This window comes from Microcoleus sp. OTE_8_concoct_300 (assembly GCF_031383065.1).
Lineage (GTDB): Bacteria > Cyanobacteriota > Cyanobacteriia > Cyanobacteriales > Microcoleaceae > Microcoleus.
In genome coordinates this window covers 1-12,467 of the sequence record NZ_JANMZH010000788.1, presented here as the reverse complement: position 1 = coordinate 12,467, position 12,467 = coordinate 1, and the positions used below count along the sequence as shown (strand labels likewise).

The window sequence follows — 12,467 nt, the reverse complement described above, 5'->3', positions numbered from 1 at the left end:
AATTTTATGGCGGTTTATTAAGTATGAATGGATTGAGATATCTGCTTACAAGAGTTGGGGAACTTTTGTTACCTCTGTGGAAAAAATCCTGAAAGAATTTGGAGAAAACTATGTAATTAATTTTGTCTAGCTACTTATCTTGCTCACGGGCAATGTTGGATCCCAACTCAGAGCAACCCGCATAATTTCCGACAGGCGGTGTCAATAAGTTAGTAGGACGCTTTGTAAAGTTCTCTCACAACCTCTATGCTCAAGCCATTTGCACCCTTCCTCAACTGCAGCTCAGCAACCTCTCCGGCCTCGTACTGGCGAACAACCTGCGATGGCATAGCTGCCTAGGCTGAGGCATTGCTTTGCACAAGGCGAGCCAAGTTTAAACTAAAAAATCCCGTCTCAACTTTTCCTTTATTGTTCTTGGAGAATCGGCTAAGATGCCTAACCCTTTTAACCAGGAAATTATTCCCAGACTGCCAGAGCGTCGAGATAACGCCGAGAATTTTTTTACCTATCTCATACTGACAACCTGCAATCGTCGCCCTGTCATTCAGTGGCAAAATGATGCTGAACTTAAACGCAATTTTGAGTTGTACCAAGAATGCAACCCGACGTTTTCACAATTGTGTAGCCAGCCTAATCCAACTAAAAATGTAGCCGAATTTTGGAGGCAGATAGCCATAAATCCATCGCTGAGTGTCCAAGACTGGGAGCCAGACAATAGAAAAATGCTAGCTTTGAAACACTTGGCTAGTTACTTTGAAAAAGGCTGTTACTACGCAGCTATAGAAGTAGGATCAAAATCAAGCGCTTTGTCTTGGGAAGAGTATCTCTACTGCGCTAGGGTTTTTATCTGCAATTCCGAAAACTTTATTAAGCTGTTACAGTCTTATAACGTTTCTCATCAGGCTTCTTTAGATACCTATATTCAGCAAATTTTGATCAAAACCATCCAGGCATCTATCAGTAAGTTCTCGCGGTGGCGGTTGCTAACTCACGAAAGTGATAAATATCTCCGAGAAGCCCTACAAAGAGCTGGAACTCAAGAACCTAACATTTCTCAATTTATATTTGCCCGCAAATATTTTAAACAAGTTTATCGCTTTAATAAGGTTAATAATCCCGCAATTCGGCAACCAGGGCAGAAATGGCCGAATGCTGACAGCGAAGATTTTCAGGCAGCAGCAGAGTGTTACAATGCTGAAAAGTATCTATCTTCAGCACCCCATGAAGTTTCCGCAGGGTCAAGTATTAGCGGAGAGCAAATGCAAGCTTGGATGAAAATCTGCATTGCTGCTTTACAAAATTACCCCAAATCCATCAATCCTCAATACTCTATAGAAGCACTTCAAGAACAAGGTTATGACGGATTTTTGGATAAGTCACAGCTAGAAAATGCCAATATAGCAAAAGCTAAAAATTATGGCACAGCAGTAAGAGAATTACATAACCAAACTGACTCTGCTTTTCGCAAACAGCTAGAAAACCTCAAACCTGACCAGCACAAAATTCTTTTACTTTATTACGGTGCTGGATTCAAGCAAAAGCAACTAGCTCTTCAATTAAATTTGAACCAGTCATCCATTTCTAGACGACTTGATGCTATTAAGATTCAACTCCTACAAGCTATGGTAGAAATGTCCCAGCCCCATCAATGGGTTGCCGATTATGTAGTTGAATGGCTACAGAAAAAATTTCGCGCTCCCCTGCACTCAGATTTAATTCAAGTCGCTTTAGTTCAAGCAATTAAAGAACTTGAATCAGAAGAACAAGAGGTCTTACACCTCCGGTACGGTCAGCAGGTAGCGGAAGAGAAAATCGCTACTGAGTTGGGCGTGGATTTGTTAGCGGTCAGTGCCATAATATCTCAAGCTCAGCAGAAATTACAGGCAAATTTAATCAAGGTACTGAATACTTGGGTGAATCAGTATGTGGAAAAGTGGTTAGTAAATTTTTATGAGGCTGCTGGTCAAACTCTGAATCTATCTCTAGGGAGTAAAGATACCTCCAAAACTATTGATACTATGGTTCAAGAATGCTTACAAACTTTGATGATTGGTCAAAAAGGAGAATAATAAAATGTTTCAATTAAGCCAATTACAGCCTTTTGATTCTGAGAATTCCCACCTGTTACGGTTAACAATTAACAAAGCTGACCAAGAAATTGCTTGGCAGCAAGCTCAACATCATTCTAATCCGATTTCTCGTTATAATGCTTATCTCAATGGTGCTTGTTTAAACGCTATCTTGAACTGGTTATCAGAATGGCTGGCAGGAGAAGCATTCCCTCAACCTTCAGTCTGGCACAGTCAGGATATTTCTAGCATTTGGGAAGTGGTGAATGGCACTGCAATTCAGATTGGCGATACTAGATTAGTATTAATTCCCAGTGACGAGGGAGATTTGGAGGAATTGTGTGTACCCCAGGAGTGGGTTGATATTCCTAACTGGAGTGCTGACTATTATCTCCCTGTGCAGGTGAATTTGGATGGTGATGAGGATGAGTGTTGGATGGAGGTGTGCGGGTTTGCGACGCACCGCCAACTGAAGAATGAAGGCACATACAGCGCGGGCGATCGCACTTATGCTTTGCCAACAAAAGAATTAACCCAATCTTTGGTTGTCATGCAAATTACTCTAGGGTTAAACTTGCAAGCAGAAGTCTCACCCTTGCCAAGTTTATCCGAGCTGAACGCGACTGAATTATTACAGAATTTGGGTAATTTATCGGTATATTCTCCCCGGCTGATAGTCCCATTTGAACAGTGGGCCTCTTTCTTAGCCAATGATGAATGCAGGCAACAACTATATAATCAGCGTTTAGGAATTATTCAGAAACCAGCAGTAGCTGCTGCGCCATCTGTGATGATTCAAAGTCAAGCAAATTTACTTCAGCGGGCAAAGAATTATTTCCAAGCTGGGTGGCAGATGACTGATGAAATAATTGAGAAGCTGGGAATTTTCGATCCTAATTTGGTTTCTGCAATCGCAGGTTCTGATGCGTATCGGTACGGTGGTTCTAGCAGCCAGAAGGGAATTCCTACATTGCTTGACTTATTGCACGATCGCAATAAAGGGAATCAATTGCGGGCTGCTGACTTATTAGGTCGTGTTGAGCCTGGAAATGCCGAGGCGATTTCAGCATTGACTAACTTGCTGAAAACCACGAAAGATGATGATGTGCGCTGCCAAGCAGCCGTCAGTTTGGGAAAACTTGACCCCAAAAATTCCGCTGCGGGGGTCAGAATTGGTAAAATTATTGAATTAACAATACGCCTTGATACTGTTCGCGTTTTGCTGGAAATAACTCTCTTGCCTGAAGGAAGCGATCAAACTAATGTTTACTTGCGGGTATTTCCCGTGCGATCGAAAACTCTGCCGCTAAATCTAGAAGTAGTTGTCCTAGATGAAGATGGCGAAGTCTTGTGGGAAGAACAGGCCGATAGTGATACTAATAGATTTCAAAATGACTTTACCGGAACTATCGGCGATTATTTCCATGTTAAAGTCGCTTACCAGGAAGTTAGCATCACAGAAGATTTTACTATTTAACTCAAGTAGGAGCAAAATATCAAAGGTTATGAGCAAGCTAGTAATTTTGGAAATAAGCAATGCGGACAGTGAGCAACGCTATCCTGTCACGCTCCGAATTGGTGATAGTATTCACTCTATCAATTCTCAAATTAGCGGGTACTTGCCGCCCGCTAAAGAATTGATAGAAACATATCATAATTTGCAGAAAGCTCGCGAGAGTCGCGGCTTTGGTTCTTATCGTAAGTTTGAACAGATGAAAAAGGGTAAAATCACAAAAATATCGGTTAAAAAATCAGCCGATTGTGTAAAAAATAGTGTTAATGATTGGCTAAGTTCTAAGGATGAATGTTTTTATTCAGTCCAGGAGCAGCTCTTAGAAGTATTGATAACTGAGAGAGGGAATGTTAGGTTAATGATTCAAACAGATGATGTTGATCTATGGCGTTTGCCTTGGCATTTATGGAATAAATTTGATCGATTTAAAATTGAGCCAGTTTTTAGTCGTTTAGTTTTAACTAATACTACATCTAATTTTAAAAAAAATAAGTCTAAAAATAAGATAAAAATTTTGGTAATTCTGGGAGACTGTACAGACATTGATGTTCAGGGAGATTTAGAGTTATTAAAAGAGTCAATTGCCCATAATGATGCAGAGATTGAAACTTTAGTAGCTACTAGCAGCAGTAAGCTTAATACTCAGTTATGGGAACAGAATTGGGATATTTTATTTTTTGCAGGTCATAGTTCTACGGAAGATGGTTACAGGCAGGGTCAGCTTGCTCTGAGTGAAACTGAAAGTATAGCCATTGAACAATTAAAGTATGGTTTAGAAAATGCCATTAAGCACGGTTTAAAATTAGCGATTTTCAATTCTTGTGACGGCATGGGATTAGTAAATGAACTGGCTTCTTTGCAAATTCCCGCCGTAATTGCCATGCGAGAACGGGTGCCGGATGAAGTCGCTCAAAAGTTTTTGGAATATTTTCTAGAGGCATTTGCTAGAGAAAAGAAGTCTTTGCCTGACTCAGTTAGGAAGGCACGGGAAAGGCTGCACGGGATGGAGGTTGAATATCCCTGTGCTAGTTGGCTACCGATGATTTATGAGCATCTGGCTGTTGAGTCTCCAAGCTGGGATGAGTTGCTGAAAGGGAATGAGGAAGAGCGTCAGCGTGTTTCGATTTGGCGCAATCTTCAGACTGTGTTGGTGGCTAGTGTGTTGGTCACAAGTGCTGTCATGGGAGTGCGAGGGATGGGATTGTTAGAACCTTTAGAACTTCCTGCTTACGATCATTTAATGCGGCAGCGCCAACCTGAGCCGATCGATCCGCGGCTTTTAGTTGTTGAAGTTACAGGAACTGATCTTGATAAATATGGCAATCCAGTGAACGATGCGACGGTAGCTAAGCTTATCAAGAAAATAGAACAGGATCAGCCACGGGCGATCGGCTTAACTTTGCATCGCTATCAACCCCAACAACTAGGTAGAGAAGCTTTAATCGCCCAGTTTAGCAATCCCAATCTTTTCGGTGTATGTGCATTTGGCGATGGCAATCAAAAAGGTTATCCACCGGCGCCTGAATTATCAGAAAAACAAATCAAAGACCAAATAGGATTTAGTGATTTAGAAATAGACGATCAGCCAGGCAACAATGGTCGCATGGTGCGCCGCCAACTACTCTCGTATAATCCGAAGCGATTTCCTTCTTCTTGCCCTTCGCCTTTTAGCCTAAGCTTCCAATTAGCATATCGATTTATATATCGAGAAAATATTCAACCGATAATTCAAGATAATGACAATTGGAAATTTGGTCAAGTTATCTTGAAATCCCTTGCTCCTCAGACGGGCGCTTATCAAAAGTTAGGTGAAAGCGACCAAATCCTGCTGAATTACCGCGCCAACCTTAGACCAGCCCAAAAAGTAACTCTTACAGAACTTATAGAAGGACGAGTTAGCCGTAATTTAATCAAGGATAAAGTTGTCTTAATTGGTGTTAATGATCCCAGAGGAAAAGAAGAAGTAGATACTCCTTATGGGAGAATGCCGACAGTATGGGTTCATGCCCACATGGTTAGCCAAATTCTTAGTGCTGTTATCGATAAACCTAATCGCCCTTTATTGTGGGTGTTGCCACAATGGAGTTTTATGCAGTGGGGGGAGACACTTTTTATTTGGGTGTTTGCCTTGACTGGAGGATTTTTAGCTCGGCCGGGACGATCGGTTTTACAATTGACATTAACTGCTGGCATAGCAACTTGCATCATCTATTACCTTTGCCTCGCCATCCTGCATAGAGGAGGCTGGATGCCAATTGTCCCGTCGCTGTTAGCGTTGTTCGTCAGTGGAGGTACTGCGATCGTCTATACTGTGAGGGAGCAAAAATAGGCATAAGTAGCTCCTTATAAAACTTTCGTGAAAAGTTTTGGACACGACGGGACAGTATGGTAAACTGAAACAGTCAGGGTTAAACTCCCTTGCCATCGTGAAACGGGACATGAGACACACTTTTAGGCATAAACTGGGGGACAAAGTGCGGCGAAAACACTATAAACAGTCGAAACCGAAAATGTAGGTTTCAATCCAGCAAACACAAACTTTTTTACGCTCGAATTGTTAAGTAGGGTAGGGCATACCCGAACAAAGCGGGAAATATCCTAGTACGCTTTTGGAGATAGATCCGCTGGGATGTTTCTGAGTTAGGCTCGTCAATTGGTGGTATCCCCACGGTTGAAAGGTTTAAGAATTGCCGCTCTTGACAGAACATTTTAAGGTCAGTCGCTGAATTAAGAATCCCCTCGGCTTCAGCCAGGGGAGTGTCAAACATTAATCATTAATCAAGATGCACCCATTGCATTTAGAATTCGCTTTTGCGATCCAGGCAATACTAATCGGCATTACGCCCTACTATACCTGGATACAAACACCTTTTAGCGTTCTGGTCACTCAAAACCCCGACAAATCCTCTGACAAAGGTCCTCCTCCAGGGCGAAGAGTACCAGGTGGAGACCTCGACCCGCTTAATCCGAACTGTAAAAAGACAAGTCAGCCACTTACTGTTCTCGTTCCTGCTAATAGCCAGGGAACAATCTCTTCTGAACGCCTCACTTTATGGTTTTATGTCCCCTATGCTCCAGAAGACATAACCTCCGCAGAGTTCTTAGTGCTCAACCGAGATGAAACAGAGTATGTCTACGAAACTCGATTTACGCTACCTAAAACACCGGGAATTGTCAGCATTAGCCTGCCCTTATCACCGAAAACTTCCTTGGAAACAGGGAAGTTTTATCATTGGTACTTAACACTTAAGTGTAAAGGTTCTACAAGTAACAGACCAGATATAGAAATGGACGGATGGGTACAACGAATACTACACAAGTCTAGCACAACTAATCAAATAGACACGGCAGCACCAGAAGGTTGGTATGATGCTGTTAACAATTTAGCTAACCGCCTCATTGCTGCTCCACAAGATACAAAACTAAAGCAGGAATGGACAGATTTATTAAAATCTGTTGGTTTGCAGAACTTAGCTCAAGAACCCTTAATTGGTTCAGTTCAGATTTCTCAACAATCCTTAAATCATTATTTATTATTAATAAATTAAGGGAAGCCAATTACCAACTAAAACATAGTTTGCCCAAATATGAGCATTTTTATATCCGTCTTCCTCGATCAGGCTTTTTTGAGCGGTATGGAGCGCTTTAGCCATTTTCATACCTGGTTTTCGTAATTCATTGTAGAAGCGCACCATCAACTTAGTAGTCGCTTCATCATCTGCTTTCCATAAGGTTGACAGGGTGCTGCGAGCTCCCGATCGCACGGCCAGTCCCGCCAAACCCAGCGTTGCTCGATCGTCTCCTTTGGCTGTTTGACAAGCACTGAGTACCAGCAACTCAATAGTATGACCTTCTCCTTCGGTACCAGTTTTCACCAAGTTATCCAAATCTTTACTTCTAAGCAAGCTTCTATACGCAACAAGAAATGTCTTTTCCGGTTGAGAACTAAACTGACCGTGCGTTTTTATATGGATGATTGAATAGTTTTTTAAGGTAATAAGTTGGCGAATTTTTTCCAGAGTAAAGTCTGCATTTAAAAGTAGTTTTTTGATAGGCATAATCTTATTTATACCATTAATTTCTTCCTGTAAGTTTTTAATAGCTTCAAATTCTATATCTTCGAGAGCTGGCTGTTTTTCATCAACACCACCTGCAAACAATTTTATATCAGTGAATCTAGAATGTTGCCTTTCTTTAGCTTTGATAAGCTGTAGACCCGGAGCAAGAACAATATCATATTTTTTTTGAATGAGATATTGCTTTCCATCATAGAGGACGGCCATTGGAATCTTCTGCAAAGGTCTGTCTAATACAAAAACCAATGTTTCTACATTCAAGCTTTTTTCAAGGGAAAATTCAATCGGTTTAAATACCCATTGATACAATTGTTCCGCTGTTCTGAGTACGTCAGGATTTTTCGCCCTTTCTTCCAGATACCCTCCCAACTGTCTCAAAGTAGTTCTGATAGTTTTCTCTGAGACAGGAGTCGCTTGATACTCTAATTCCGATTGTCCCGGTAATTTCAAAATAATTGCTAAACGATTTTGTAAAATAATTGCATGGATAACTGCTGCTTTTGGATCGGATTTTTCGGCAATTGTATCAATTTGTTCTGCCTTATTCACCACAACACAAGCATCTCTAAAAAAGTTATCCAACTCAGCCACCTGAAGGGCTTCAATAACATTACGGGCTTGTTTTAAATTCCCTTGACTAGGTTTCTCCCCCTGCAACAATAAATCCGCCAATTCCCGATAAACAGGCTCTACCCGATCGCGAAAATCGAACTGCCCATCCCGGCTAATCGGCACCAAATCATTGCGTAGCGACTGTAACGTATTAAATGCAGCCGTATAAGCCGCGATCGCACCTTCAATATCTTTCTCCTCCCCATCCCGGCGAATCCGCCCCAATTGCCACTGCCACTGATAGGCAAGATCCGGCGAATTTAGCTTAACATCCTGCGACAACAACAAAGCTTGTTCCGTACACTGTTGAGCCTCCAGCCATTGCTGATTCTGTTCATACACTTCACCCAAATTGCCCAAAGCATAGGCTGTTGCCCTTAAATCACCCAAATCCCTAGCCAACTTGATAGCTTTTGCTCCCAATTCGACAATTTCTCTCCCAGACACAGACTCCATATTTTCAAGGGAACTTTCAGCCACAATTGAATAATTTCGCAAACAGTAGTTTGATATTTTTTGTGAAGTTACGCTCGATAAATTTGAAACATTATTAGCATTTTTTAGTTCTTCAGTATTAAGGTGAACCAAACTATTCATTAAACTGACTTCCGCATAAACTATCTTGCGACTTGGTGGCAACTTACTCAATTGAGACAAAATTTCTAACCGCAATTCTTTAGTTTTCTTTAAATCTACAGCCAATCCGATTTTAGGGTCAACTAAAAGACTTAATAAATTAAGTTGTGCCTGGACTTTCACAAAGGAGTTTTTTCTCGCCAATTTCGCAGTTTCTTCATATAAATCTCTAGCAGCTTGGTAGTATTTTTTATGATTGTCATCGTCCAATTCCGACAAATTTTTATTTCTATTTCCTAGGAATTTGTAAGTATCACCTAAACTTAGTAATACCAAAGCTTTTTCTTGAGGATATTCTTGTTGAGTAATGACTCTATCTAGTTGTTGCAGCAGCTCTTGTGACTCATTCAAATAGCCAAGCTGTCTCAATACATCGCCAAGGAGACGCGCTCCGGTTATTTGAATATTTTTTAAATTAGGGTTTGATGGCGTTTTGACACTTGTTTTTATTGCCTCTAATTTTTGAGTAATTAATTGCTGACAGTCCTGATTGGGAATGGCGAAGTTTTCTGGATTTTTTGATTCTACAACTGGAATAATTGCTTGGCAAGCTTGCTGATATAAACCTAATTCTTGCAGAGCTTTAATTTGAGCAATTAGGCTACGTTTCCAGCCTAAATCATCCTTTAATTTAACATAAATATTCGTGGCTCGTTTCCCGGTTTGCAAAGCAAGATTGACTTGTCCCTGTTCCCATTGCCCATTGTATTGAATATCGAGAATTTGGGCAATCGCCTTTAATTCCCCTGGCGAATTTACCCTAGACTCATGCGGTAACAAATTCCGACTTTGGGCGATCGCCCTATTTGCCTCTTCCCAACGCCCCAACTGTTGATACGTTAACGAAAGATTACCCAGGGCGATCGCCTGATTCAACCAATCTCCCGCTACCTCAAAACCCGCGATAGCTTGCTCCCAATACTTCGCAGCCTCTTCCAACTCCCCAGCAGCATAAGTTCTTCTAGCTAAATCCTCCCATTCCTTCGGGTATCGTGGCTGATTGCTAATCCCTAAAGTCCCAGCAGTTAGTGCAAATTTATCCACTTTTTGCCAACTAATTTGTAATTTTTCTCCACCACTATTTACAAAAATATAGGCTGATTGAGCCTTGACATTTACCGCAAAAAATGAGGCTAACACTGTAACAAATATAATAGTAAAAAACCTCAGGCTTCGTGACCACTTCGGGCGGGCTGGTTTCAAAAAGAGAACCTGGATAAGACGGAAAAATGTAAACCTTTTTCTTGCCATGTTGTCCCCCTTAAATTCCTATCAACTAAAGGAATACCCCAATAAAAATTAGCCGACATAGTATCACCCAACTCCCACCGCAAACCCGTACCTAGCGATACCAACACTTGACGTTCAAAGTTCTCTGTACGGGAACTATTCCAAACAGTACCAGCATCAACAAAAGGGGCAATTTGTAAAACTCCTAACCCTCGATCGGACCGACCAACAATCGGAAACCTGAGTTCTGCCGATGCTGAAATCCCATTGTCACCCAAAAAGATATCCTGGCGATAGCCTCTGACACTATTTCCACCTCCAATACCAAATTGTTCTAGAGGTAAAAGCGTCCTATTCGCCAATTGTACATCAGTTTTTGCCAACAAAAAAGTGTCTCTTCTTAAGCGACGAATCCATTGTCCCTGACCGCGCCATGCCAAAAATCTGCTGTCAGGAGCTTCGCTATTAACAGTAGCATTAAACGCTCCCAATCCTACACTCAATTGAGAGCGAAAAGCAAATAATTCATCATTGTCCCGCGCCGTCCAATCTTGAAAAAACCTAATCGCTGATATTCCCGTGCGCCCTTTGGCATCTGCTCCCGCAGAAAGAGGGAAATCTTCCCCTAAAATTGAAGTGCCACTTTCCCGCCTAGTTGCTGTCACTCCGATAGCTAACTCTTGTCTAGGATTTATCAATAAAGGTTGCCGCAAAGTTATATCTAAATATTGTGCTGCCGCTTTTATATCAACCTTTTCAAAAGGTTTCTCTACGACGCGATTGGCAGTAACGCCCGCTGATAAATTAATTGTGCCATTGTTAGGATTTAATGGCAATGTATAGCTTAGATCAAAAGCATTACTGCCCTCAGTATTGGTGTAGGCCACACTCAAGCCATCGCCTTTTCCTAATAAATTTGCTTCGGTTAGCTGTAGCTGGCGGCGGAAACTGCCGACACTGGGAGCCCGTCGATTATCTAGCAGCAATGCAGCGCTCAATGTTTTTTCTTCCTCGAAGTTAACTTCTAGAGCGCTTCTGTTGGACTGAGAACCGGGTATCAACTCAGCAGAAATATTTCTAATTAAAGGATCTAGTTCGAGCAATCGTAGGGCATCTAGCAGGCGAGAAACTTGTAAAGGCTGGGAGGATCTCGCCAAACGGCTGCATACATAATTGAGATTTAGGCGCTGCTTTCCCGTCCGCCTCCTAACCCGAATTGATTCTAAGCCACCTTCAACGATTTTGATCGTGACTTCCCCAGCAGCCCCTCGGTTTTGCAACCTTTGATTTGGTTCTTCGCTAGTGGTGGGAATGTAGGCAAAAGAGTTAATATATCCTCGGTCATTATAGAATTTTGTCACTTCGGAAATCAGTTGCTGCAGTTGAGCAAATGTGATTTTAGTTTCTGAGAATCGGTTAGTATTGCTATCTAATCTTAGGAATTTGCTAGTAATTTCAGTTTCTAGGGTTTGTTGACTGAAAACGGTGTTACCAATGAAGCGAAAATTAGTGACAGAGATTGCCTCAATTACTTCATTAGTTTTGCTATCTTCCGGTGTTTGAGTTAGAGGAGATGGCGGTTCTGGCGATCGTACTGGGAGCGGACATTCGTAAAGTTGACTGCTATCCGGATTAGGTTCAGTTTTTCTTTCCTGCAAGCTAGGAGATGGATTAGCTGGCTGCCGTAGGTTGGGCTGGGAAGGGACGGTTTGCGGTCTTAAAGGCTCTGAGAGGTTAGGATTTTGAGTTTCGGTAGGTGTCTGTGTTATGAAATCTGAGCGCTCGTTGAGTTCTTCTATTGGGAATAGGGGAACGGTTTGTGCTTTCACCGGCCAAACCGTCGAACTACTAGCTAATATTCCCACAGCTATTTGTAGCAGCCGATCGCCCCATTTCTGATTTCCTTTATCGACCATAGCAGCCACGGGTAGGATTAAAAGGGCTGTGGAGAGTAACAGCAGCAGGATTAGCGGTAAAAATAACTTCTCCTTTGCTGTTAAGGGCCCAACCTTGAGCCGATACGATGGGGGCCCTAGTGGGGCGAGCTTGTTGGGGTGCAGCAGTTCTGGTTCGTTGTTCTAGAGGGGCTACAGCGTCGGCTAAACCGACTGCGGCTGAGCCATTGCTGAGTGTTTCCGCCGGATTTGCGGGCAAGCCGCGCCCAATTCTGGTAAAGGTTTTATCGGTTCCCGACTGTCGTTGACCGGGACAAATTTGGGCGATCGCGTCGGGATTGGCGATCGTATCTGGCAACTGAACGACTCCCTGGGTGGGGTCAACGTCGGGGGTGTTGAGAAGTACCTCGCCGTCGAGCTGCGGGCCCGCCAGGGA

6 protein-coding genes and 1 pseudogene are annotated in these 12,467 nt (G+C 42.3%); 4 read left to right on the top strand and 3 right to left on the bottom strand.

Annotated features, from left to right (window positions below; translation table 11 throughout):
* Positions 1-431: 431 nt before the first annotated feature.
* The 4 genes from ACUVJL_RS35240 to ACUVJL_RS35225 all read left to right on the top strand — a co-directional run bounded on the left by ACUVJL_RS35240 (position 432) and on the right by ACUVJL_RS35225 (position 7,130).
* The gene (locus ACUVJL_RS35240; protein ID WP_445250062.1) at positions 432-2,069 is read left to right on the top strand and encodes a sigma factor-like helix-turn-helix DNA-binding protein; all 1,638 of its coding nucleotides are present in this window, start codon (positions 432-434) and stop codon (positions 2,067-2,069) included.
* A gap of 4 nt (positions 2,070-2,073) precedes the next feature.
* Positions 2,074-3,546, top strand: coding sequence for a DUF1822 family protein (locus ACUVJL_RS35235; RefSeq protein ID WP_445250061.1), 1,473 nt, complete (start codon positions 2,074-2,076; stop codon positions 3,544-3,546).
* Between the two features lie 28 nt (positions 3,547-3,574).
* Positions 3,575-5,911 carry a CHASE2 domain-containing protein gene (locus ACUVJL_RS35230; RefSeq protein ID WP_445250060.1) on the top strand — a complete coding sequence of 779 codons (2,337 nt, stop codon included), beginning with the start codon at positions 3,575-3,577 and terminating at the stop codon, positions 5,909-5,911.
* A gap of 463 nt (positions 5,912-6,374) precedes the next feature.
* Complete coding sequence (locus ACUVJL_RS35225) at positions 6,375-7,130, top strand: DUF928 domain-containing protein (protein WP_445250059.1); 756 nt, start codon at positions 6,375-6,377, stop codon at positions 7,128-7,130.
* Here the strand turns inward: ACUVJL_RS35225 and ACUVJL_RS35220 are convergent.
* The 3 genes and pseudogenes from ACUVJL_RS35220 to ACUVJL_RS35210 all read right to left on the bottom strand — a co-directional run.
* Positions 7,119-10,046, bottom strand: coding sequence for a CHAT domain-containing protein (locus ACUVJL_RS35220; RefSeq protein ID WP_445250058.1), 2,928 nt, complete (start codon positions 10,044-10,046; stop codon positions 7,119-7,121). The genes ACUVJL_RS35225 and ACUVJL_RS35220 overlap by 12 nt on opposite strands.
* A 59-nt stretch (positions 10,047-10,105) precedes the next feature.
* The gene (locus ACUVJL_RS35215) at positions 10,106-12,052 is read right to left on the bottom strand and encodes a ShlB/FhaC/HecB family hemolysin secretion/activation protein (protein WP_445250057.1); all 1,947 of its coding nucleotides are present in this window, start codon (positions 12,050-12,052) and stop codon (positions 10,106-10,108) included.
* A pseudogene (locus ACUVJL_RS35210) lies at positions 12,042-12,467 on the bottom strand (filamentous hemagglutinin N-terminal domain-containing protein); the annotation flags it as partial. The pseudogene ACUVJL_RS35210 and the gene ACUVJL_RS35215, both read right to left, overlap by 11 nt.

What these genes read in the sequence shown, in the direction of transcription:
- ACUVJL_RS35240 (WP_445250062.1), top strand. Translation starts at nt 432, where the DNA reads ATGCCTAACCCTTTTAACCAGGAAATTATTCCCAGACTGCCAGAGCGT.
- ACUVJL_RS35235 (WP_445250061.1), top strand. Translation starts at nt 2,074, where the DNA reads ATGTTTCAATTAAGCCAATTACAGCCTTTTGATTCTGAGAATTCCCAC.
- ACUVJL_RS35230 (WP_445250060.1), top strand. Translation starts at nt 3,575, where the DNA reads ATGAGCAAGCTAGTAATTTTGGAAATAAGCAATGCGGACAGTGAGCAA.
- ACUVJL_RS35215 (WP_445250057.1), bottom strand. Translation starts at nt 12,052, where the DNA reads ATGGTCGATAAAGGAAATCAGAAATGGGGCGATCGGCTGCTACAAATA.